The organism is Massilia solisilvae (genome assembly GCF_024753215.1).
Taxonomy (GTDB): Bacteria; Pseudomonadota; Gammaproteobacteria; order Burkholderiales; family Burkholderiaceae_D; genus Telluria; species Telluria solisilvae.
The window spans coordinates 969,029-991,434 of record NZ_JANUGV010000001.1 but is presented as its reverse complement, the minus strand read 5'-3'; the positions used below and the strand labels follow the sequence as shown (position 1 = coordinate 991,434).

The window sequence follows — 22,406 nt, the reverse complement described above, 5'->3', positions numbered from 1 at the left end:
GGAGACGGCCATGTTCATGCTTGCCTTCCTGGTCTTCCTGGCTGTTGCCGCTGCCTGCGCCGGCCTGTTCATGCTGGTGGTCCCAAGCCGCCTGGACCGCCGCCTGCAGACACTCGAAGCGTCCGGCGCCAGGCCCGACTGGGCCACCACCGTGGCGCAGGCCGTCGGCCCGTTTGCCGGCGTGCTCGCTCCCACCGGCGACTGGGAGAACTCGGCGCTGCGGCTACGCTTCATCAACGCCGGCATCCGCCGCGAGGACGCGCGCCTGATCTACTTCGGCCTGAAGGCAGTGCTGCCGGTGGCTCTTGCGGCGCTCGCCTGGCTGCTCCTGCGCGCCTTTACCGCCATGGATGAAATGAAGGTGCTGATGTTCCTGATGATCGCCGCGCTGGCCGGCTGCTACCTGCCCAACCTGGCGCTGTGGTGGCGCCTGCGCGAGCGCCGCCGCGAGATTTTCGAGAATTTTCCCGATGCGGCCGACCTGATGCTGGTGTGCGTGGAAGCGGGCCTGGGCCTGGATGCCGCCATGGCCCGGATCGCCGACGAGATGGGAATGAAAAGCCGCGCGCTGGCCGACGAGCTTCACCTGACCAACCTGGAACTGCGCGCCGGCGCCAGCCGCTCGCAGGCGCTGCGCAACCTGGCCCTGCGCTCAGGCGTGGAGGAAATCGGGACGTTTGCCACGATGCTGTCGCAGGCCGACAAGTTCGGCACCAGCATCGGCGAATCGCTGCGGGTGTTCTCCGAGGACCTGCGCCACAAGCGCCAGGTGCGGGCCGAGGAGCACGCGGCCAAGGTGCCGACCAAGATGCTGATCCCGCTGTGCCTGTTCATCTTCCCGGCCATTATCATGGTGGTGCTGGGGCCGGCGATGATCGTCATCGTGCGCACGATCATGCCGATCCTGGCCGCCCACTGACCGTGCCTTCGCGCTGGCGCACATGCTCGGGCTGGACCAGGCCATGCCGCATCGCATAGACATACATCTCGAGCCGGTTGTTGACGTTGAGCTTGCGGTAGATCGAGGTCAGGTGGTTACGCAGCGTGTGCTCCGAGATGAACAGGCGCTGCGCCACCTCGTGGTTGGCGCTGCCGCTGTGCTGCACGGCGGCGCTGATGATGGCGCGCTCGCGGGCGGTCAATGCCTCGTGCGGCGCGGGCTCGGGCTTGGGCGCGTTGCGCGAACGGAGCAGCTGGCCGAACACGCGGTCCATGGTGGCCGCGTCGAACCACAGCTCGCCGCGGTGGATCTTCTCGATCGCCTTGAGCACCTGCCCGGCCGAGACTTCCTTGTGCAGGATGCCGCGCGCGCCGCGTCGCACCGCCAGGTCGAGCGTCTCGGTCTCGTGCGCGGCGGTGAGCACCAGCGCGCGCGACAGGCCATTGGCCAGCAGCTCGGGCAGGAAGTCGATCATCGACACGCCGTTCAGGTCCAGGTCGAGCAGGATCACGTCCGGCGCCAGCTGCGCGGCGCGTTCCAGCGCCTCGGGGCAGGTGCGCGCGGTGCCGGCCACCTCCATGCGCGGCCGTTCGGCGTCCACCAGCTTCTGCAGCCCCCACAGCATGGTCTGGTGGTCCTCGACCAGCAGCACCCTGATGGGGCCAATACCTGGGTCGTTGGCGTCACTGTTCATAAAGGGATCTCCACGCAGACAATCGTGTCGTTGAAGCGGCCCTCGTGCACGAAGGCGCTGCCGCCGAGCGCAAGCGCGCGCTCGGTGATGGAAGCCGGGCGAAACGGCGCCGGCGGCTTTCCGCCATGCTCGTTGCTGATCTCGATGCGCAGCCGATCGTTACCGCAGCACAGCGACACCACGGCACGCCTGGCCTTGGTGTGGCGGCAGACGTTACTGATCCCCTCGCGCACGATCTGCAGCACTTCGGCCGTGAGGCGGTCGCCGAACTCGATCCGGCCTTCGCTCTCGATGCGCACGTCCACGCCATACGCGGCCTGGGCATGCGCGGCCTGCCGGCGCAGGGCCGACATGCACATCGGTTCGTCCGCGCCGGGGCCGGCGCGCGTGCGGCGCGCATAGTCGCGCAGCTCCACCACAACCTCGGCAGCCATGGCGGACAACTTGTCGAGCTCACCGGCCAGCGGATTGGAGGGCTCGGCCTGGCGGCACAGCGCGGCCAGCCCGAGCTGCAGGCCAATGTAGGACTGGATTGCGGTATCGTGCAGGTCGAGCGCGATCTTCTTGCGCTCCAGCGCCGCGGCGTCGGTGGCAATGCGGTCCAGCACGTCGATGCGGTCGATGGCGGCCAGCTCGCGCGCCGCGATCCGTGCCAGGAACAACGCGTCGCCGCGCCCGAAATCGCGCGCGCCGCCCGTCAGGTAGATGCGTCCCCGGCAGCGCCCGAAGACCAGCGGCGCGCTGATGAAAGACCGTGCCTGCAACAGGTCGGCCAGTTCGCGCAGCGGCGCCTCGTCATGTGCCGCCCAGGCGCCCACACCCGCGTGGCTTTGCGACACCGCCGCGGCGCGCGGCCAGTGGCACGAGGCTCTTGCGTACAGCAGCGCATGCGCGCGCGGTTCCGGCAGCAGGGCGCGCGCGAGCCCGGCGTCGATGTCTTCCATCGGCGCCACCGCCGCGCTGCCCTCGCGCACCGCGCGCATGCTGGTGCGGCCGGTGTCCTGCTCTTCCAGTATGACGATGCAGGTACCGGCCTCGAAAAAGGCGCGGGTGCGCTCCATCGCCATGCTCATCGTGCGGTCGATGCCGAAGCGCGGGTTGGCGACATGATTGAGCTCGGCCAGCAGCGCCTGGCGCCGTACGGCCCGGAGCTGGCGCTCCCCGAGTTGCGCGATGGCCCGGCCGAAGGCGAGCAGGATCGCCGCCAGCAGGAACAGGCGCGCCGGCACCGAACCGCCATGCGTGAGGATCACCGCGGCGCTGTAGAGGACGACGCCGCCCAGCGTGATCCGCGCGCCCTCCTCCAGGCCAAAGCGCAGCGACGCGACGACGATCGCGAAGAACAGGAACACCAGCGCAAACACGTCCGCGTCGTCGCCGGCCGCGGCCATTGCCGCGCAGGCGGCCACGTCGACGCGGTGCATCAACTTGCCGCGCGCCCATTCGAGCCTGCCCGCACAGGCCAGCGCGCACGCAGCCGCGTAGCACGACAGGATGATGAGCTCGAAGGAATTGGCCTTGTTGGGGCCGGTGTGATCGACGATGGCCACCAGCAAAGCCGAGATCGCCAGCACCAGCCGGATACCTGCAACCAGCTGGTTGTCGGCTTCGTCCAAATGCGGCGCCATCGCTGGCGTACGAGAGCTCGAAATCGCCATACAGGGTCGTTTGTCTTTGCTGAGAAACATTGCCCAGGATCAAAGACCCAAGCACCATGTCGCCACAGCCAACCCCGATTCTAAGTTACATTTTTTGCAACACCATGACCTTGGTCAGTGGACGACCGACTTGGCGGCAGCGCACTTATTCGTCGGGCAGAGCCAAACACAACAGCGGATATGGTTTTCCCATCCCATCGACGGCGCTGCGACCGATCACCTGGAATCCCATGCGCTGGTAGAAGCCGACTGCCTGATCGTTCTGTTCGTTCACATCGACCTTGCGGATACGAAGCTGCTCGATGGCATACCGAATCAGCCCCTTGCCGATGCCGTGCCCGCGTTCGTCAGGGTGGATAAACAGCATCTCTACCTTGTCTTCGGATGTGCCGAGGAAACCGGTGATCCTTCCGTCCGTGCCGGTTGCGTGCACGAGATCGACTTGCTCGAAGAATTCGATAATCATGCCGCGCAACATCAAAAAGTCTTCTCGCCGCAAAAAATGGTGCGTGGCAGCCACGGACGCTTCCCACACGTGGGCCAATTCGGCGAAATCCGCCGGATACGACGGACGAATCTGCAATTCGGTAGAGCTCGACATGGGATCTCCTGATATAAAAAAACCGCCAGGCTTGCGCGCTGGCGGTTCTTGCTGGCCTGATGCCAGAGCGATTACTGCGCGGTCGCCTCGGCGCCCGCAGCTTCGGCCTGCTTCATCGACAGCTTCAGGCGGCCGCGCTCGTCGGCCTCGATGACCTTCACGCGCACTTGCTGGCCTTCCTTCAGGTAGTCGGCGACGGCGTTCACACGCTCGTTGGCGATCTGGCTGATGTGCAGCAGGCCATCTTTGCCCGGGATCACTTGCACGATGGCGCCGAAGTCCAGCAGCTTGAGCACGGTACCGTCGTAGGTCTTGCCGATCTCGACCGACGCGGTCAGCTCTTCGATGCGGCGCTTGGCTTCCTGTGCGGCAGCGGCGTCCACCGAAGCGATCGTCACCACGCCGTCGTCGGTGATGTCGATCTGGGTGCCGGTTTCCTCGGTCAGCGCGCGGATCACGGCGCCGCCCTTGCCGATCACGTCGCGGATCTTCTCCGGATTGATCTTCATGGTCAGGAGGCGCGGCGCGAAGTCGGACAGCTCGGTGCGCACGTGCGGCATGGCCTTCTGCATTTCGCCCAGGATGTGCTGGCGGCCTTCCTTGGCTTGCGCCAGCGCCACTTGCATGATTTCCTTGGTGATGCCCTGGATCTTGATGTCCATCTGCAGCGCGGTGATGCCGTTGGCGGTACCGGCCACCTTGAAGTCCATGTCGCCCAGGTGGTCTTCGTCACCCAGGATGTCGGTCAGCACGGCGAACTTGCCGCCTTCCTTGATCAGGCCCATCGCGATGCCGGCCACGTGTGCCTTCATCGGCACGCCGGCGTCCATCAGTGCCAGGCAGCCGCCGCACACCGATGCCATCGACGACGAACCGTTGGACTCGGTGATTTCCGAGACCAGGCGGATCGAGTAGCTGAACTCGTCCTGCTCCGGCAGCGCGGCGATCAGCGCGCGCTTGGCCAGGCGGCCGTGGCCGATTTCGCGGCGCTTGGGCGAACCGACACGGCCGGTTTCGCCGGTGGCGAACGGCGGCATGTTGTAGTGCATCATGAACTCGTCGGTGTACTCGCCCATCAGCGCGTCGATCTTCTGGCTGTCGCGCGAGGTGCCCAGGGTGGCGATCACCAGCGCCTGGGTTTCACCGCGGGTGAACAGGGCCGAGCCGTGGGTACGCGGCAGCACGCTGGTGCGGATCGAGATCGGGCGCACGGTGCGGGTGTCGCGGCCGTCGATGCGCGGCTCGCCTTCCAGGATCTGCGAACGCACGACACGCGCTTCCATGTCGAACAGGATGTTGCCCACTTCGACGGCGTCCGGCGCTTCGGTGCCGTTGGCGGCCGCTTCGGCTGCCAGGTCGGCCTGCACTTCGGACGACAGCTGGCGCAGCTTGTCGGTACGGGCTTGCTTGTCGCGGGTTTTGTAGGCGTCGCGGATCTTGGCTTCGGCAAAGTGCGCCACGCGCGAGATCAGCGCTTCGTTCTTGGCCGGGGCGGTCCACTCGATTTCCGGCTTGCCGCCCTCTTCCACCAGCGCGTGGATCGCGTCGATCACGGCCTTGCCTTGCTCGTGGCCGTAGACCACGGCGCCCAGCATGATTTCTTCGGACAGCTGCTGCGCTTCGGATTCGACCATCAGCACGGCGTGCTCGGTACCGGCCACGACCAGGTCCATCTTCGAGCTCTTGAGCTGGGTGGTGGTCGGGTTCAGGACGTACTGGCCATCGATGTAGCCAACGCGCGCGGCGCTGATCGGGCCGTTGAACGGGATGCCGGCCACGCACAGGGCGGCCGAGGCGCCGATCATCGACGGGATGTCCGGGTCGATTTCAGGATTGACCGACAGCACGTGGATGATGACCTGCACTTCGTTCAGGTAGCCTTCCGGGAACAGCGGGCGGATCGGGCGGTCGATCAGGCGCGAGGTCAGCGTTTCTTTTTCGGACGGGCGGCCTTCACGCTTGAAGAAACCGCCGGGGATTTTACCGGCAGCGTAACTTTTCTCGACGTAATCGACCGTCAGCGGGAAGAAGTCCTGGCCCGGTTTCGCCTCTTTCTTGGCGACCACGGTTGCCAGCACCACGGTGTCTTCGACCGACACCAGAACGGCGCCGGATGCCTGACGTGCGATCTCGCCAGTTTCCAGGGTGACGGTATGTTGGCCGTACTGGAAGGTTTTCGTAACTTTGTTAAACATGGGTAATCCCTTTCTATTTGCCGACAGATTTTCAGGAGCTGTCGTTCACCTCACCACGGGCGCTCTCCTCCGATCACGCCTTACTGCAAAAACAACGGAACAGCAAAAACAAAAAATGCCCGCGACAGCCGAACTGACGCAGGCATTTCCTGACTAAACCGTCTGTCGCAATCGAATTACTTGCGCAGGCCGAGTTTGGCGATCAGGTCGCGGTAGCGGTTGGCGTCCTTGCCCTTCAGGTAGGACAGCAGGCTCTTGCGACGGTTGACCATGGCGATCAGGCCGCGGCGCGAGTGGTGATCCTTCTGGTGGGTCTTGAAGTGGCCGTTCAGCTCGTTGATGCGTGCGGTCAGCAGTGCGACCTGGACTTCCGGCGAACCGGTATCGTTCTGGCCACGTGCGTTGTCCGCGATGATCGCGGCTTTGTTGATGTTTTCTACGGTCATGATGATGCCTTTCACATGCGGTGCAAGAGTCGGAACCCAGCGCACCGTGATAACGTTGATAAAACCCGGCCTTGGGGCCAGACCGGCTAGTATATGCGAAAACTGCCCATGCAGCCAGTATTTTGCTCACGCCCGACGCGGTGCGGGGCTGGTTTCTCGGGCTTTTCGGAGTGCCAAGATGGCAAAATTTGCAATTTTATTAATCTCCACAGCCATTGCCTTGTCCGGCTGCGGCACGATCGTCCGCCACTTCCCTTCCCAGGGCGACAGCGCCTCGGTGGTGATGGAAAAGATGGGACGGCCGACGGCGGTCTATCCCGAAGACGGCGGGCAGCTGCTTGAATACGCGACCGGGCCGATGGGCGAATACACCTGGATGGCCCACATCGGGCCGGACGGAAGGCTGAGCCGGTTCGAGCAGGTGCTCACCGGCGCCAAGTTCGCCACCATCAAGATCGACCATGCCACCAAGGACGACGTGCTGCGTACGATCGGCCACCCGGCCGAAGTGTCGTACCTGACGCTGCGCGACTACGAGGTCTGGTCCTATCGCTACCTGGAGAACGACGTCTGGTATTCGATGATGAACGTGATGTTTGACCGCGGCGGCATCGTGCGCATGATGCAGAACGGTCCCGATCCGCGGTACCAGGACCGGGACGACAAGTTCCACTAGCCGCCGCGGCAAGCCCGGTGGCTTAGTGGGCGCCAGCGCAGGCGACGGCGCGGCCGTCGGCCGAACGCGAGCAGGCGCCGGCGATGCCGCCGCAGGCGACGGCCGTTCCGTCCGCCGATTTTTCGCAGTAGTTGGCCTTGCCACCGCAGGCGACCGCGCGGCCATCGTCCGAGCGCAGGCAGTAGTTGGCCTGCCCGCCGCAGGCGACCGATTTGCCGTCGCTGGACATCTGGCAGCTGGCGGCCTTGCCGCCGCAGGCGACCGCGCGGCCGTCCGACGAGGTGACGCACTCGCTGGCGCCGCCGGTTTGTACCTTGTCCGCGGTGCCGCCGGTGGCGATCACGCAGCCGGAGCAGAACACCGCGACGAGCGCGCAGGCCAGCGAGGCCTTGAAGGTCGAGATCATCTTCATTCAGGTTTTCCTTGTTGTTGTAGATGCCTGAACGATAACGGACAACTCCGTGGAACACAACGGGCTAACCGTCGTCCCCGCGAACGCCGGGACCCATGCTGAGCCTGAACGCACGCGGCGTATGGGTCCCGGCGTGCGCCGGGACGACGCGCGAATGGTTGGATTACAGCTGCGGGTTGACGCGCTCGACCTTGGACTGCAGCTTGTTCAGGCCCGACAGATAGGCCTTGGCCGACGCCACCACGATGTCCGGATCGGAGCCGACACCGTTGACGATGCGGCCATTGCGCGACAGCCGCACCGTCACCTCTCCCTGCGACTGCGAGCTGCCGCTGATCGCGTTGATCGTAAACAGCAGCAGCTCGGCGCCGCTATTGGCCTTCGATTCGATCGCGTTGATCATCGCGTCCACAGGGCCGTCGCCGGTCGCTTCGGCCGTGTGCTCCTTGCCGTCCATGGTGAAGCTCACGCGCGCGTGCGGCAGCTCGCCCGTCTCCGAGCGCTGCGCCAGCGAGACGAAGCGGTAGTACTCGCCCACCTGCTCCTTCTCGCCCTGCGCCACCAGCGCCATGATGTCCTCGTCGAAGATCTCGGCCTTGCGGTCGGCCAGGTTCTTGAAGCGAGCGAAGGCGTCGTTCACCTCGGCCTCGGACTCGAGCTCCACGCCCAGCTCCGAGAGGCGCGCCTTGAACGCGTTGCGCCCCGAGAGCTTGCCCAGCACGATCTTGTTGGCGGACCAGCCCACGTCTTCGGCGCGCATGATTTCGTAGGTTTCACGCGCCTTGAGGATGCCGTCCTGGTGGATGCCCGAAGCGTGCGCGAACGCGTTGGCGCCCACCACCGCCTTGTTCGGCTGCACCGCGAAACCGGTGATCTGCGAAACCATCTTCGAGGCCGGCACGATCTGCGTGGTGTCGATGCCCACCGTGAGCTTGTAGAAGTCGGCGCGGGTGCGCAGCGCCATCACCACCTCTTCCAGCGCGGTGTTGCCGGCACGCTCGCCCAGGCCGTTGATGGTGCATTCGATCTGGCGCGCGCCGCCGATGGCCACGCCGGCCAGCGAGTTGGCCACTGCCAGGCCGAGGTCATTGTGGCAGTGCACCGACCAGATCGCCTTGTCCGAGTTGGGCACGCGCTCGCGCAGGCGGCGGATGCGCTCGCCGAATTCTTGCGGCACCGCGTAGCCGACCGTGTCCGGGAAGTTGATGGTGGTGGCGCCTTCGGCGATCACCGCTTCCAGCACGCGGCACAGGAAATCCTCTTCCGAGCGGCTGCCGTCCTCGGGCGAGAACTCGATGTCGTCGGTGTGGTTGCGCGCGTAGCGGATCGCCAGCCTGGCCTGTTCCAGCACCTGCTCCGGCTCCATGCGCAGCTTCATCTGCATGTGCAGCGGCGAGGTGGCGATGAAGGTGTGGATGCGCTTGCGTGCGGCCGGGGCCAGCGCCTCGGCGGCGCGCGCGATGTCGCGGTCGTTGGCGCGCGAGAGCGAGCAGATGGTGGACTCGCGCACCACCGACGAGATTGCGCGGATCGCCTCGAAGTCGCCCGGCGAGGCGGCCGCAAAGCCGGCCTCGATCACGTCCACCCGTAGTCGCTCCAGCTGGCGCGCGATGCGCACCTTCTCATCCTTGGTCATCGATGCGCCGGGCGATTGCTCGCCATCGCGCAGGGTGGTATCGAAAATGATGAGGCGGTTCGGGTCAGACATGACGGCTCCAATAACAAATAAACGCGAGCGCAGCCGATCCGCCTTTTGGGCGGTCAGCGGCGCTCGCTCGGGTCTGACGGTTCATCCTCGGTCTGGATGATGCTGACCGGCTTGCCCTTGGCCATACGCCAGAACAGCACCACATAACCGGATAAACCGTATAAAACAAACAGCGGCCAAAGCACCACGGCCGGCTTGATCGCCACCAGCGCAAAGATGAGGGCGATCAGGAAAACAACAATGAACGGAACGGACTTCTTGAAGTTGACGTCCTTGAAGCTGTAGAACGGGACGTTGGTGACCATGGTCAGGCCGGCGAACAGCGCGATGGTCCAGCTGATCCAGTCCACCTGGCGCGCCGACACGTCGATGTCCGGGTCGGTCATCATCAGGATGAAGCCGACCACCAGCGCGGCCGCCGACGGGCTGGGCAGGCCCTGGAAGTAGCGCTTGTCCACCACTTCGATGTTGGTATTAAAGCGCGCCAGGCGCAGCGCGGCCCCGGCGCAGTACACGAAGGCCGCGATCCAGCCCAGCTTGCCCAGGCCGCGCAGCGAGTATTCGTAGATGACCAGCGCCGGCGCGGCACCGAACGAGACCATGTCGGACAAGGAGTCGTACTGCGCGCCGAACTCGGACTGGGTGTTGGTCAGGCGCGCGATGCGGCCATCGAGCCCGTCCAGGATCATGGCCACGAAAATCGCCCAGCACGCGTAGTCGAAGCGCTGGTTCATCGCCATGACGATCGCGTAGAAGCCGCAGAACAGCGCCCCGGTGGTGAACGCATTGGGCAGCAGATAGATGCCGCGACCGCGTTGGCCCTCGGCCCTGCGGCCGAAACGGCTGAATCGGGGTGCCTTGGGCGCCATGGCGGCGGCAGCTTTTCTGCGTCGGGGGAAATGTGCCATTGTGTAGTCGGTTCTCAAGTAAAGTTCGCGCTTGTGGCGCTGACCTCGCCATTATAGTGGCCGGGTCGACTTGTTAGCGAACGGATACTGTTACTTGAACTTCACCTTTCCTACGAGACGCATTTGCAGCGTGGTTTCGCCCGGCTCGAAGCTGGGCTCGGGCACTTGGTCAGCCACCTTGGCGCGCGCGTACGACATCACCATCGGGGCCGTGCCAGCGGGCGCGTAATTGCCCGATGCCTCGAAATCGACCGTGTCGAGCACTGCGTCCTGCGGTTTCCTGCCCATCGCGGCGGCAATCGACGCGATGCGCTCATTCAAATTCTTGTAGGTCTCGGCGATGCGCTGATCGTCGAGCCGTTTTTCGGTTTCCTTGGACAGTCCGAACGACAGATTGCTGATCGCCAGCACCTTCTGCGCCGCCGCGGCCGTTTTCGGCAACGCGGCGAGGTTGTTCGTCTTCACTTCCAGGTACTGCCCCACGCGCCAGGCTACCGGCACCGGCGGGCGTTGCACCGTTTGCATCGGCTGCGGCGGCGGGCTGTCCTGGTAGATCGGCACCGTGTAGTAGCCCTGGGTCTTCAGGCGTGCCCCCGGGTCGGCGGCACGGACGATCTCGGTGCCCTCTTTCATCTTGCGGTTGACGCGCGCCGCGGCGGCCGCCTTGTCCTTGTCGTGCTCCTCGACCGAGAACGTGATCACGGCCTCGTCGTTGGCGTGCTTCACCTCACCGAACGCGGGGACGATCACCAGCGTGCCGGCGGTAGACGGGCCGCTCTGCGCGTATGCGGGCGAGGCGGCGACGAGGACGGTCAACAGAAGAAGCTTCGAGAGCGACATTGTTATTCTCCGGGTAAAAGGCGGCGGTTGCCGCGTTGCGCAATACGATACAGTTTTTTGGCGCTGTACTTACTTTCTGTATCGAATAGTTGCAATTTTCCTTACCCGTTACCAATAACTCGTCGTCCCCGCTAAGGCGGGGACCCATGCTGAGATTGCCGACCTGCGGCGCAGGCTTTTCGACGGCTCTCTCTGTCTATGGGTCCCCGCCTGCGCGGGGACGACGTTTTGGAGCTAACAATCAGTTCTTCGACTGATCCACCAGCTTGTTCTTGGCGATCCACGGCATCATCGCGCGCAGCTTGGCGCCGACTTCCTCGATCTGGTGCTCCGAGGTCAGGCGGCGGCGCGAGATCAGGGTCGGGGCGCCGGCTTTGTTCTCGAGGATGAAGCTCTTTGCGTACTCGCCGGTCTGGATGTCCTTCAGGCACTGGCGCATCGCGTCCTTGGTCTGGCTGGTCACCACGCGCGGGCCGGTGACGTATTCGCCATACTCGGCGTTGTTCGAGATCGAGTAGTTCATGTTGGCGATGCCGCCTTCGTAGATCAGGTCCACGATCAGCTTGAGCTCGTGCAGGCACTCGAAGTACGCCATCTCCGGCGCGTAGCCCGCTTCCACCAGCGTCTCGAAACCAGCCTTGATCAGCTCGACGGTACCGCCGCACAGCACGGCCTGCTCGCCGAACAGGTCGGTCTCGGTCTCTTCGCGGAAGTTGGTCTCGATGATGCCGGCGCGGCCGCCGCCGTTGGCCATGGCGTACGACAGCGCGATGTCGCGTGCCGAGCCCGATTTATCCTGGTACACGGCGACCAGGTGCGGCACGCCGCCACCCTGCGCGTAGGTGCCGCGCACCGTGTGGCCCGGGGCCTTCGGCGCAACCATGATCACGTCCAGGTCGGCGCGCGGCACGACCTGGCCATAGTGCACGTTGAAGCCGTGCGCGAAGGCCAGCACCGCACCCTGCTTGGCGTTCGGGGCCACGTTCTCGTTGTACACCTGGGCGATATTCTCGTCCGGCAGCAGGATCATGATGACGTCGGCGTTCTTGACCGCCTCGTTCACTTCGGCCACTTTCAGGCCGGCCTTCTCCACCTTGGCCCAGGACGAGCCGCCGCGGCGCAGGCCGACGGTCACGTTCACGCCCGAGTCGTTCAGGTTCTGCGCGTGCGCGTGGCCTTGCGAACCGTAGCCGATGATGGCGACATTCTTGCCTTTGATGAGGGAGAGGTCGCAGTCTTTGTCGTAGAAAACTTTCATTTTAGGGTCCTGTATTTTTTAGAGTATTGATAGCTGTGTGGACGCGTGGGCAGGAAGACCTGCCCACCCTACGTTCCGGTCGTTACACTTTGAGGATGCGTTCGCCGCGGCCGATGCCCGAGCCGCCGGTACGCACCGTTTCGAGAATCGCGGCACGGTCGATGGCGCCGATGAAGGCGTCCAGCTTGTCCTTGTTGCCGGTCAGCTCGATGGTGTAGGTCTTTTCGGTCACGTCGATGACGCGGCCGCGGAAGATGTCCGCCGTCCGTTTCATCTCTTCGCGTTCCTTGCCGACCGCACGCACCTTGATGAGCATGAGCTCGCGCTCGATGTGCGGGCCTTCGGTCAGGTCGACGACTTTCACGACTTCGATCAAGCGGTTCAGGTGCTTGGTGATCTGCTCGATGATGTCGTCCGAGCCGCTGGTGACGATCGTCATCCGCGACAAGGTCGCGTCTTCGGTCGGCGCCACGGTCAGCGTTTCGATGTTGTAGCCGCGCGCGGAGAACAGGCCCACGACGCGCGACAGGGCGCCAGCTTCGTTTTCAAGCAGGACGGAAATAATGTGTCGCATCACAGGTCCTCCGAGCCGAGCAGCATTTCAGACAGGCCTTTGCCAGCCTTCACCATCGGCCAGACGTTCTCGTCCGGATCGGTGAGGAAGTTCATGAACACCAGCTTGTCCTTCATCGCAAACGCTTCGCGCAGCGCGCCTTCGACGTCGGCCGGCTTGGTGATGCGCATGCCGACGTGGCCATAGGCCTCGGCCAGCTTCTGGAAGTCCGGCAGCGAGTGCACGTAGGACTCCGAATAACGCGACTCGTAGTCCAGCTGCTGCCACTGGCGCACCATGCCCAGGTAACCGTTGTTGAGCAGGATGATCTTCGGCGTCAGGTGGTACTGCTTGCAAGTGGCAAGTTCCTGGATGCACATCTGGATCGAGCCTTCGCCGGTGATGCAGGCGACGGTGGCGTCCGGGTTGGCCATCTGCACGCCCATCGCGTACGGCAGGCCGACACCCATCGTGCCCAGGCCGCCCGAGTTGATCCAGCGGCGCGGCTTGTTGAACGGGTAGTACTGGGCTGCCCACATCTGGTGCTGGCCGACGTCGGAGGTGATGAAGGCGTCGCCTTCGGTCACTTTCCACAGGGTTTCGATCACCGACTGCGGCTTGATCACGTCGTCCGATTGCTGGTACTTCAGGCATTCGCGCGAGCGCCAGGCGTTGATCTGGGTCCACCAGTTCTTGAGCGCGCCCCCATTCGGCTTGGTGTCGGTCGCGTCCAGCTGGCTCAGCAGCTCAACCAGCACGTCCTTGACATTGCCCACGATCGGGATATCGACCTTGACTCGCTTGGAGATCGAGGACGGGTCGATGTCGATGTGGATGATCTTGCGCGGGTTGGTGGCGAAGTGCTTGGGGTTGCCGATCACGCGGTCGTCAAAGCGCGCACCGATCGCGATCAGGACGTCGCAATTTTGCATCGCCATGTTCGCTTCGAAGGTGCCGTGCATGCCCGGCATGCCGACCGACTTGTCGCTGCCGGCGCGGTAGCCGCCCAGGCCCATCAGGGTGTTGGTGACCGGGTAGCCCAGCTTGTCCACCAGCTTGTTCAGCTCGGGCGCGGCGTTGGCCAGGATCACGCCGCCGCCGGCGTAGATCATCGGGCGCTCGGCCTGCAGCAGCAGCTGCACCGCCTTGCGGATCTGGCCCGCGTGGCCCTTGTCGACCGGCTTGTACGAGCGCATCTCGATATCGCGCGGGTACTCGAACATGGTCTTGGCCATGCTGATGTCCTTCGGGATATCGACCAGCACGGGGCCGGGGCGGCCGGTGCGGGCGATGTAGAAGGCTTTCTTCATGGTCGAGGCCAGGTCCTTGACGTCCTTGACCAGGAAGTTGTGCTTGACCACCGGGCGCGTGATGCCGACCGTGTCGCATTCCTGGAACGCGTCCTGGCCGATCGCGTGGCTCGGCACCTGGCCGGTGATGACCACCATCGGGATCGAGTCCATGTACGCGGTGGACAGGCCGGTGACGGCATTGGTGACGCCCGGGCCGGAGGTGACCAGGGCAACGCCGACGGTATTGGATGAACGGGAATAAGCGTCAGCAGCATGGACGGCGGCCTGTTCGTGGCGCACCAGGATGTGCTGGAACTTGTCTTGCTTGAAAATGGCGTCGTAGATATACAGGACTGCACCGCCCGGATAGCCGAAGACGTGTTTGACGCCCTCCTCGGCCAGGCAACGCACGACGATCTCAGCGCCCGTGATGGGAGCCGTTGCTTCGTTACTCATAACATTCCTTTCAAAACCCACAGGGAAGTGATCGGATGCTCTTTCCTAACGAAATGCGTTTGGCGCGACAGGTGCTCAGCTTTCCCTTCTTCCTGCGGTCACATCGATCCTGCAGATACCCGTAGATACCCTGTGAACCGGTGCTGGTCGCAACTCGTTCTAGCGTGAGTGTCTGTGGCGCGGTTGCGCATTTCTCGCGCTTGTGGCGCGGGTGGGAGCAAACTGCCTACAAATGAAAGCGAGTCAATGCCGGGTAGGACCTTGTGTGGCTGGCCCGGTGACTTGGGGGCTTCGGGGTTGCAAAGCGTGACAAACACCTTACTGCGTTGCAGCATTTTGGTCAAGCGCCTTGTGTGACTTTGTTCGAAATCAGGGCGAACCGCCCCCAACTGGTGCAAAACCCAGGGCGGATGGGGGCGCAGGCTGCGTTAAGCCTGTGCATACCGCTGTGTTTTTTGCTAGCATTCGTCAGTTTTCCCAAATGCCACAGGCAAAGTACCTCGGCGCACCCTTCATCGCATGGCCACAGACAAAGAACTCAACGACTTCCTCGGGAACGTCGAGCGGCGCGCCTTCAAGCAAGCCGTGTATGCGGTGAGAAAGGACGAAGCGGCGCTGGACATCGTGCAGGACGCGATGATCAAGCTCGCCGAAAAATATGGCGACAAGCCGGTCGCCGAACTGCCGATGCTGTTCCAGCGCATCCTGCAGACCACGATCCTCGACTACTTCCGGCGCGAAAAGGTCAGAAACACCTGGGTCAGCCTGTTTTCCGGGCTGGGACGCAGGGAGGAGGAAGACGAGGATTTTGATATACTTGCATCTTATGAAGCCGAGGAAGGCTCGGCCGCCGCGGAGTCCAGTGCGGACCAGGTGGAACGTGCCGAAACCTTGCGCCTGATCGAGGAAGAAGTGCAGCGGCTCCCCGCGCGTCAACGGGAAGCCTTCCTCATGCGTTACTGGCAGGACATGGATGTGGCCGAGACGGCCGAAGCGATGGGGTGCTCCGAGGGCAGCGTCAAGACGCATTGCTCTCGCGCTACGCACGCCCTGGCCGAAGCCCTCAAAGCCAAGGGAATTAAATTATGAACACGGACGACATCAACCTGGCGTACAAGATACGCCATGCCCTGAACGAAAATCTTGATGCCCTGCCCGCTTCGACCACCGAACGGCTGGCAGCCGCGCGTGCGCGCGCTGTAGCGCGCAAGAAGGCCGATGCGCCGGCGCGCAAGCAGGCTCGTCCGGCGTTCAACATCCACGCCATGCTGTCGATGGCCGGCCTGGGCCGCGTTGCGGTGGCGGTGCCGCTGCTGGCGGCCGTGTTCGGCCTTGCCGGGCTGTACCAGTACGAACAGCAGCAGCGTATTGCCGAGCTGGCCGAGCTGGATGCTGCGGTGCTGTCCGACGAGCTGCCGCTGACCGCCTACACCGACCACGGCTTCAACGCCTATCTGGCCGCCCAAGCCCAAGGGCAGGACCAGCAACGCGCGACCCAATGAGGGCAAACGGCTTGCGTTTTCGTTACACTGCCATTGCCTGCACGGCCGCGCTTGCGCTGGCTGGCGCGGCGGCATTTGCCGTGGCGCAGCAAGCGGCCGCGCCCGCGCCGGCCACGCCTGCGGGCCAGCCCGCTGCAGCAGCCCGGCCGCCGGCCCCTGCCGCCGGCGCCAAGCCTGCGGCCACCAAGCCTGCCAAGTCGCCGGACAAGCCGCTCTGGCGCGACCTCTCGCCGGCGCAGCGCGCCGCGCTCGAGCCGCTGGCCACCGAATGGGACCAGATGGATGGGGTACGCAAGCAGAAATGGCTGGAAATGGCCAACCGCTTCAAATCCATGTCGCCCGAAGAGCAGCAGCGCGTGCATGAACGCATGCGCGAGTGGGTGCGCCTGACGCCGGCGCAGCGCAAGCTGGCGCGCGATACCTACACCCGCACCAAAAAGCTGGCGCCGGGCGAAAAAACCTCGACCTGGGAAAGTTACCAGCAGCTCCCCGAAGAGCAGAAGCAAAAGCTCGCCGCCGAGGCCGCCGCACGCAAGCAAGGGGCAACTACCTCGGCCACCAGCCGCCGCCAGCCCACCCCGATGCACAAGAGCCCGACGGCATGCCCGGCTGGCATGGCCAAGAATCCGGTCTCGGCAGCGCCGCCGTGCGTGCCGTCCGCCACCCCGGCCCCGGCGCCCGCTTCGGCGCCGGCAGGCCAGGCACCGGCGCCGGCGCAACCTGCACCCGCCGCACCTGCCGCTGCTGCCCCCACTTCTTCGACTCCCCCGGCACCACCGGTTTCGTCCGCACCGAATGCTCAATAATTTCGAGACGGCGGCCACGCCGACCGTCAAGCGCCGCCTCATCTCGATGGTTTACGAAGCATTCTTGCTGCTCTCGGTGGAGATGCTGGCGACGGCCGCGTACATGGTCGTGACCGGCAATCGGCAGGAACCGGTGTTCCAACATGGGCGCAATTTCGTCCTGTTCCTCGTTGCCGCGGCTTATTTCGTGCACTTCTGGACCGACAGCGGCCACACGCTGGCAATGAAGACCTGGCGCATCAAGCTGGTTCAGCCGGGCTATGCCCGCGTGCCGTTCCGGATCGCGGCGATCCGCTACCTGCTGTCCTGGGGATGGTTCCTGCCGGCGCTGATGGTGTGCTATGTTGCTGGGCTGCATGACAAAGGCCAGATCGCAATTGCGATCGGCATCGGGATTGTGGCGTGGGCAATGACGGCGTTCCTGGACAAGGACCGGCAGTTCCTGCACGACAAGCTGGCCGGGACGCGGCTGGTGTCGATGCCGAAGCGAGATGCCGCTGGGGCCGCCCCTAGGTAGAGTTGAGCCAGGTTGCCGCGGCGCCTTAAACGAAGCAACCCCCTTCTCCACAGCCGAAACTCCCTTGACAGGGATCAAAGGACAAGTTAACGTATAAGTTAACCTATGTCCACTACCTACCTCCGCATCAACTTCGCCGCCCTCGGGGCTGGCAGATCAGAGCCGCCGACCGGGTCTAAGCCGCGGAGGCTGCTAGCACGCTGCAATACAGAAGATCCTGGATCATGCGATCTGTTTGTGCAAATCAAACAACTTGCACCGAAGGACCGGAAAGCTGCCCTTAGCGCGCTCAGCAAGTTAGTTGAGGTCGCCGCAACTGGTAAGCCAATCACTGATTTTTATGACAAAAAACAATGTCACGACGCTTACAGTTTTTGGTACCAGAACAAAGAACGAACTGTGTGGCGCATCTGGAAAGGCGATGTAGTTCGTATCACGTTCTTTTACGACGGCGAAAACATCGTTCTTACCCATGCATTTGCGAAATACGAGGATAAGCTAACTACCGCACAGAAAAAAATGCTCGAAACAGAGGTAATGACCTACCTCGACGCTGTTAAGGCAAACAATATTACCTATCTTGAGAAGACTTTATCATGAAGATCCAACATACTGACCCGAAACAAGCCGCAGGCGAAACTGTTGACATGGCTGCACTCTGGGCGGATTCGATGCAGGATGAGGATTTCCAGTTCGACCTCAAGGCACAGAGCGTGGCTATTGATCTTGCTCAGGCAGCTGCCGAGATGGGCATTTCCCAAAAGGAACTTGCCGAAAGGATGAAGTGGAGCACTGCGCGTGTTAGCAAGGTTTTGCATGGCTCGACTAATCTCACTCTTCGGACTCTCGTTCAACTCGCAGCTGCTCTTAATTTGGACTTTGACATTATTTACAGAAATCAGAAAGATTGCAGAGCGCCTCAGCCTTGGGAGACTAAGCATATGCTTGACCGGGCGGTCGTGGTCTGCAAAAAAGTGGATGAATTGCGCAGAGATGCTGAGAGAAATCTTTTTCAGAGCCAAAAGATTTTGGAGGCTGCAAATCAGCTGAATCGTCAAATGTGGGTGAAAGCAAGGGCGCCTGTTTTGGCCAGCGATTCACAAATCACCACATACAAAATGGCGGCTTGACGTATGAAACTGTCCCCTCTTCAACTGGAACATTATCACTTCACGCGCCTCTCAATCACGGCTCGGGAAAATATAGATAACGACGAGATGACGTCGTCAACGAATCCTTATCCCTCGACGGAGGGACTGGACATTAACACATCGGTTTCTCTCGGTGAGCCTGGCGATGACGATGATCCGCATCAATTCGCTGTGACTCTTCACATATCGTGCGCGCCTCCTGATGATTCCGACTTTCCTTACGACTTTGATGTGGCAATCGAAGGAGTATTCTCGATCGAACATAAAGGTACTCTTGAGGAAAGGCGTAGTCTCGTGGTTTGTAATGGAGCAAGCATGTTATTCGGCGCAGCGCGAGAAGTTCTTCTCTCTGCAACGGCGAGACAAAAGTATGGCCCAATGCTGCTCCCTTCCGCTAATTTTTACGGAATGGTTCCAGAGGCAAGAAACCAAGCAAAGCCAGCTACGGAATCAACATGAGTACGGCGGGTGGCGGAATACTTTGATTACTGCAAGGCTCAGACGCACCCGAGGTGTTCATATAGAAACCTTGATCCGTGGCGAGTTATTGCCGCGACCGAACGATACTAAGGGCCGGTTCGCTCGTCCGACGGGTCGGCCTCAAAATCTTTGGAGCTTGTTCAGGTAGCGCCAATGCCTCTCGGGCAGCCCGGCCAGCGGCACGCGGCCGATGCGCAGGCGCTTGAGCGCCACCACCTCAAGCCCCACCGCCCGGCACATGTGCTCGACCTGCCCCGGCCGGATGCCCTTCCCTGCAAACCGCAGCCGGTTCTCGCTCTGCCAGCTCGCCTTGAGCGGACCAGTGGCCTTGCCTTCGAACGTCAGGCCACGATTGAGCAGCGCCAGGCCGCCTTCGGGCATCTTGCCGGTCACGTCGGCCACGTACTCCTGTTCGAAGCGGTCAGCCTCGTCCACGAGCTTGCGCGCCACATGGTAGTTCTGGGTGTAGACCACCAGGCCGCTGGCACTGGTCTCCAGCGGCACCGCCAGCGTGAGCTTTGCCAGGTGCCGCTTCAGGAAGCGCTCGCGCCCTTCAAGGTTCTCTGGCGTCAGGCAATCGGTCGCCGGACGACCGTCGCCGCCGGACGCGAAACCGGCAGGCTTGTGCAGCAGGATCGTCACCGGCGCCAGTTCGACGGCCGTGGCGCCTTGCAGCAGCGCGACCGTTTGAGCGTCGGTGACGCGCGTGGCCGGATCTTCGACCACCGTGCCATCCACGCTCACCCAGCCGCCCGCGATGTAGCGCTCGGCCTCGGCGCGCGAACACGGCACCTGTGCCGCGATGCGCTTGGCCAGGCGCACGCCCTCGTCGGCCATCACGCGCGCCAGTCCTTGAAGAAGGCCTTGAACGCGGCGATGGTGCGCTCGACATCGTCCGCATTCACGTCCAGGTGCGTCACCAGGCGGGTGTGCGGCCCGACCGACGCGCGGATGCGCTGGCCGGCCAGGAAGGCGCGCAGCGGCTCGCACGCGGCGGCCGGCATGTCCACGTAGAAGATGTTGGTCTGCGGCGCGGTGACCGTGAGGCCGTCGATGTCGGCCAGGCCGCGCGACAGCCGGGCCGCGTTGTCGTGGTCCTCGGCCAGGCGCTGCACATTGTGCTCCAGCGCGTACAGGCCCGCTGCAGCGATGATGCCGGCCTGGCGCATGCCGCCGCCCAGCATCTTGCGCCAGCGCTTCCCCTGCTCGATCAGCGCTTTGGAACCCAGCAGCACCGAGCCGACCGGCGCGCCCAGGCCCTTGGACAAGCACACCGACACGCTGTCGAAACCGGCCACGGCCTGGCGCAGGCTGATGCCCTGCTTGACCGCCGCGTTGCAGATGCGGGCGCCGTCCAGGTGAGTGTTCAGGCCCCTGGCGTGCGCGAGCGCGGTGGCCGCCTTCACGTACTCCTGCGGCAGCACGCGCCCGCCGATGGTGTTTTCCAGCGCCAGCAGGCGGGTGCGCGCGAAGTGGATGTCGTCGGCCTTGATGTAGCCTTCGATGTCCGCCAGCGCGATCGAGCCGTCCGGCTGGTTGGCGATCGGCTGCGGCTGAATGCTGCCCAGCACCGCAGCGCCGCCGCCTTCGTATTTGTAGGTGTGCGCTTCCTGCCCGACCAGGTATTCGTCGCCGCGACCGCAATGGCTCATCAGCGCGATCAGGTTGGTCTGCGTGCCGGACGGCGCGAACAAGCCTGCCTCGAAGCCGAACAGGTCGGCCGCGTAGTCCTGCAGGCGGTTGACGGTGGGGTCGTCGGCGTACACGTCGTCGCCAACGGGAGCGGCGGCCATCACGGCGCGCATCGTGTCCGACGGCTGGGTGACGGTGTCGCTGCGAAGGTCGATCCAGTTGTCGCTATTGCTCATTTTTCTTCATTCCGTGGAGGTGGCGGGATCAAGCTGCTCCGCTTGCCCGGTGTAGAAGCGCTGGCCCATCTCTTCCAGGCCCAGCGTGGACAGCACTTCCTGGAGCCGCTCGGCAGGACGGCGGCGCGGCAGGTTCTTGTAGGTGGCGACGATCAGCTCGTTCTTCATCGAGTGCTCCCAGCCCACCAGTTCGGTCACGTTGACCTGGTAGCCGTGCGCCTCCAGTTGCAGGCAGCGCAGCACGTTGGTGACCTGGCTGCCGAATTCGCGCGTGTGGATCGGGTGGCGCCACAACTCGGTGAGCACGTTGCGTCCCAGCTGGCCGCCTTTGTTCTTGCGCAGGACCGAGGCCACTTCGGCCTGGCAGCACGGCACCAGCACGATGTACTTCGCTTTCTTCTTGAGCGCAAAGTCGATCGCGTCGTCGGTCGCGGTGTTGCAGGCGTGGAGCGCGGTGACCACGTCCACCGTCGGCGGCAGCAGGTCCGACTTCGTGGACTCGGCCACCGACAGCGGCAGGAACGACATGCCGTCAAAGCCCAGCCGCTGCGCGAGCTCGGTCGATTTCTGCACCAGCTCTTCGCGCGTTTCGATGCCGTAGATGTGCGAGCCGTCGTTCAGGTTCTTGAAGAACAGGTCGTACAGGATGAAGCCGAGGTAGGACTTGCCGGCGCCATGGTCCACCAGCGACACGCCCGGGTGCTGTGCGAGCACGTCCTGCAGCAGCGGCTCGATGAACTGGTACAGGTGATAGACCTGCTTGAGCTTGCGGCGGCTGTCCTGGTTCAATTTGCCGTCGCGGGTGAGGATGTGCAGCTCCTTGAGCAGCTCGATCGACTGGCCGGGTCGCACCTCGGGCGGCAGTTCCGGCACGGCCGGCGCCTTGTTCGTCTTGTCAGCTCGCTTCATCGATCCATGCCTGCTGTATCGCTTCCAAAATCTTTTCCCCGCCGCGCGCGTGGTCGTCGTCGAAGCCTTCGAGGGCAATCACCCAGTTGTGCAGATCCACGAAACGCACTGCCGTCGGATCCACGTCGGGATACTTGTCGTACAGCGCCTCGGCAATCGCGGAGATGTCGGTCCACTTCATGGCGCACCCCTCAATGGTTCTTTTCGGCCGCGTGGTTGATGGTGTACTTGGGGATCTCGATGACGAGGTCCTCGGTGCCCACGATGGACTGGCACGACAGGCGCGAGACCGGCTCCAGGCCCCAGGCCTTGTCGAGCATGTCTTCTTCCTTCTCTTCCGGCTCATTGAGTGACTCATAGCCCTCGCGCACCAGCACATGGCAGGTGGTGCACGCACAGACGCGATCGCAGGCGTGCTCGATTTCGATGTCGTTCTCGAGCATCACGTCGCAGATGGATTTGCCGGTCGGCGCTTCCACGACCGCGCCCTCGGGGCAGAACACCGGATGGGGCAGGAATACGAGTTGTGGCACTTC

At 63.5% G+C, this 22,406-nt stretch carries 26 protein-coding genes; 9 read left to right on the top strand and 17 right to left on the bottom strand.

Annotation, left to right across the window (positions count from 1 at the left end):
* The first annotated feature begins 10 nt into the window (after positions 1–10).
* Positions 11–919: a type II secretion system F family protein gene (locus tag NX773_RS04430; RefSeq protein ID WP_258855140.1), complete on the top strand. Its 909-nt coding sequence runs from the start codon at positions 11–13 to the stop codon at positions 917–919.
* Here the strand turns inward: NX773_RS04430 and NX773_RS04425 are convergent.
* From NX773_RS04425 to rpsO, 5 genes are all read right to left on the bottom strand, one after another.
* The gene (locus NX773_RS04425; protein WP_258855139.1) at positions 894–1,634 is read right to left on the bottom strand and encodes a response regulator transcription factor; all 741 of its coding nucleotides are present in this window, start codon (positions 1,632–1,634) and stop codon (positions 894–896) included. The two genes, NX773_RS04430 and NX773_RS04425, sit on opposite strands and share 26 nt — an antisense overlap.
* Positions 1,631–3,262: a sensor histidine kinase gene (locus NX773_RS04420; protein ID WP_258855138.1), complete on the bottom strand. Its 1,632-nt coding sequence runs from the start codon at positions 3,260–3,262 to the stop codon at positions 1,631–1,633. The genes NX773_RS04425 and NX773_RS04420 overlap by 4 nt, the downstream gene beginning before the upstream one ends.
* A gap of 175 nt (positions 3,263–3,437) precedes the next feature.
* Positions 3,438–3,893, bottom strand: coding sequence for an acetyltransferase (locus tag NX773_RS04415; RefSeq protein ID WP_258855137.1), 456 nt, complete (start codon positions 3,891–3,893; stop codon positions 3,438–3,440).
* A 71-nt stretch (positions 3,894–3,964) separates the two neighbouring features.
* The gene (pnp, locus tag NX773_RS04410) at positions 3,965–6,088 is read right to left on the bottom strand and encodes a polyribonucleotide nucleotidyltransferase (RefSeq protein ID WP_258855136.1); all 2,124 of its coding nucleotides are present in this window, start codon (positions 6,086–6,088) and stop codon (positions 3,965–3,967) included.
* Between the two features lie 176 nt (positions 6,089–6,264).
* Positions 6,265–6,534, bottom strand: a complete 270-nt coding sequence (gene rpsO / locus NX773_RS04405; RefSeq protein ID WP_258820782.1) for a 30S ribosomal protein S15 — start codon at positions 6,532–6,534, stop codon at positions 6,265–6,267.
* Between the two features lie 178 nt (positions 6,535–6,712).
* Here rpsO and NX773_RS04400 point away from each other — a divergent pair, with 178 nt between their 5' ends.
* Complete coding sequence (locus tag NX773_RS04400; RefSeq protein WP_258855135.1) at positions 6,713–7,210, top strand: hypothetical protein; 498 nt, start codon at positions 6,713–6,715, stop codon at positions 7,208–7,210.
* Between the two features lie 22 nt (positions 7,211–7,232).
* On the opposite strand, the gene NX773_RS04395 is transcribed toward NX773_RS04400, so the two are convergent.
* From NX773_RS04395 to NX773_RS04365, 7 genes are all read right to left on the bottom strand, one after another.
* On the bottom strand, positions 7,233–7,622 hold the full coding sequence (locus NX773_RS04395; RefSeq protein ID WP_258855134.1) for a hypothetical protein: 390 nt from the start codon (positions 7,620–7,622) through the stop codon (positions 7,233–7,235).
* Positions 7,623–7,785: 163 nt separating this feature from the next.
* Positions 7,786–9,330: a 2-isopropylmalate synthase gene (locus tag NX773_RS04390; RefSeq protein ID WP_258855133.1), complete on the bottom strand. Its 1,545-nt coding sequence runs from the start codon at positions 9,328–9,330 to the stop codon at positions 7,786–7,788.
* A gap of 53 nt (positions 9,331–9,383) precedes the next feature.
* Positions 9,384–10,238, bottom strand: a complete 855-nt coding sequence (pssA, locus tag NX773_RS04385) for a CDP-diacylglycerol--serine O-phosphatidyltransferase (RefSeq protein WP_370662215.1) — start codon at positions 10,236–10,238, stop codon at positions 9,384–9,386.
* Between the two features lie 90 nt (positions 10,239–10,328).
* The gene (locus NX773_RS04380; protein WP_258855131.1) at positions 10,329–11,078 is read right to left on the bottom strand and encodes an SIMPL domain-containing protein; all 750 of its coding nucleotides are present in this window, start codon (positions 11,076–11,078) and stop codon (positions 10,329–10,331) included.
* A gap of 241 nt (positions 11,079–11,319) precedes the next feature.
* Positions 11,320–12,336, bottom strand: a complete 1,017-nt coding sequence (gene ilvC, locus NX773_RS04375) for a ketol-acid reductoisomerase (protein WP_258855130.1) — start codon at positions 12,334–12,336, stop codon at positions 11,320–11,322.
* Positions 12,337–12,418: 82 nt separating this feature from the next.
* On the bottom strand, positions 12,419–12,910 hold the full coding sequence (ilvN, locus tag NX773_RS04370; protein ID WP_258820790.1) for an acetolactate synthase small subunit: 492 nt from the start codon (positions 12,908–12,910) through the stop codon (positions 12,419–12,421).
* Positions 12,910–14,637, bottom strand: a complete 1,728-nt coding sequence (locus NX773_RS04365) for an acetolactate synthase 3 catalytic subunit (RefSeq protein ID WP_258855129.1) — start codon at positions 14,635–14,637, stop codon at positions 12,910–12,912. The genes ilvN and NX773_RS04365 overlap by 1 nt, the downstream gene beginning before the upstream one ends.
* A 519-nt stretch (positions 14,638–15,156) precedes the next feature.
* Here NX773_RS04365 and NX773_RS04360 point away from each other — a divergent pair.
* The 7 genes from NX773_RS04360 (at position 15,157) to NX773_RS04330 (ending at position 19,072) form a co-directional block, all read left to right on the top strand.
* Positions 15,157–15,726, top strand: a complete 570-nt coding sequence (locus NX773_RS04360; protein ID WP_258820792.1) for an RNA polymerase sigma factor — start codon at positions 15,157–15,159, stop codon at positions 15,724–15,726.
* A complete protein-coding gene (locus tag NX773_RS04355; RefSeq protein WP_258855128.1) occupies positions 15,723–16,139 on the top strand; it encodes a DUF3619 family protein in 417 nt (138 codons plus the stop codon). The genes NX773_RS04360 and NX773_RS04355 overlap by 4 nt, the downstream gene beginning before the upstream one ends.
* An 11-nt stretch (positions 16,140–16,150) precedes the next feature.
* The gene (locus tag NX773_RS04350) at positions 16,151–16,945 is read left to right on the top strand and encodes a DUF3106 domain-containing protein (protein WP_258855127.1); all 795 of its coding nucleotides are present in this window, start codon (positions 16,151–16,153) and stop codon (positions 16,943–16,945) included.
* Positions 16,935–17,462 carry an RDD family protein gene (locus NX773_RS04345; protein WP_258855126.1) on the top strand — a complete coding sequence of 176 codons (528 nt, stop codon included), beginning with the start codon at positions 16,935–16,937 and terminating at the stop codon, positions 17,460–17,462. The genes NX773_RS04350 and NX773_RS04345 overlap by 11 nt, the downstream gene beginning before the upstream one ends.
* Positions 17,463–17,567: 105 nt before the next feature.
* Positions 17,568–18,062 (top strand): type II toxin-antitoxin system RelE/ParE family toxin, encoded by a 495-nt coding sequence (locus tag NX773_RS04340; RefSeq protein WP_258855125.1) that lies wholly within the window; start codon positions 17,568–17,570, stop codon positions 18,060–18,062.
* On the top strand, positions 18,059–18,592 hold the full coding sequence (locus NX773_RS04335; protein ID WP_258855124.1) for a helix-turn-helix domain-containing protein: 534 nt from the start codon (positions 18,059–18,061) through the stop codon (positions 18,590–18,592). The genes NX773_RS04340 and NX773_RS04335 overlap by 4 nt, the downstream gene beginning before the upstream one ends.
* A gap of 3 nt (positions 18,593–18,595) precedes the next feature.
* The gene (locus NX773_RS04330; RefSeq protein ID WP_258855123.1) at positions 18,596–19,072 is read left to right on the top strand and encodes a protein-export chaperone SecB; all 477 of its coding nucleotides are present in this window, start codon (positions 18,596–18,598) and stop codon (positions 19,070–19,072) included.
* A 141-nt stretch (positions 19,073–19,213) separates the two neighbouring features.
* Here the strand turns inward: NX773_RS04330 and NX773_RS04325 are convergent, their stop codons facing one another.
* Genes NX773_RS04325 through fdx form a run of 5 tightly spaced genes read right to left on the bottom strand, consistent with a single transcriptional unit; the run spans position 19,214 to position 22,403 of the window.
* Positions 19,214–19,930 carry an RNA pseudouridine synthase gene (locus NX773_RS04325; protein ID WP_258855842.1) on the bottom strand — a complete coding sequence of 239 codons (717 nt, stop codon included), beginning with the start codon at positions 19,928–19,930 and terminating at the stop codon, positions 19,214–19,216.
* Entirely contained in the window at positions 19,930–20,961 is a 1,032-nt protein-coding gene (gene ltaE, locus NX773_RS04320) for a low-specificity L-threonine aldolase (RefSeq protein WP_258855122.1), read from the bottom strand. Before ltaE ends, NX773_RS04325 begins: the two co-directional genes overlap by 1 nt.
* Positions 20,962–20,967: 6 nt before the next feature.
* Positions 20,968–21,870, bottom strand: coding sequence for a class I SAM-dependent methyltransferase (locus NX773_RS04315; protein WP_258855121.1), 903 nt, complete (start codon positions 21,868–21,870; stop codon positions 20,968–20,970).
* Positions 21,857–22,051: a Fe-S cluster assembly protein IscX gene (gene iscX, locus NX773_RS04310; protein ID WP_258855120.1), complete on the bottom strand. Its 195-nt coding sequence runs from the start codon at positions 22,049–22,051 to the stop codon at positions 21,857–21,859. The genes NX773_RS04315 and iscX overlap by 14 nt, the downstream gene beginning before the upstream one ends.
* 10 nt (positions 22,052–22,061) lie before the next feature.
* A complete protein-coding gene (gene fdx, locus NX773_RS04305; RefSeq protein ID WP_258855119.1) occupies positions 22,062–22,403 on the bottom strand; it encodes an ISC system 2Fe-2S type ferredoxin in 342 nt (113 codons plus the stop codon).
* Positions 22,404–22,406: the final 3 nt, after the last annotated feature.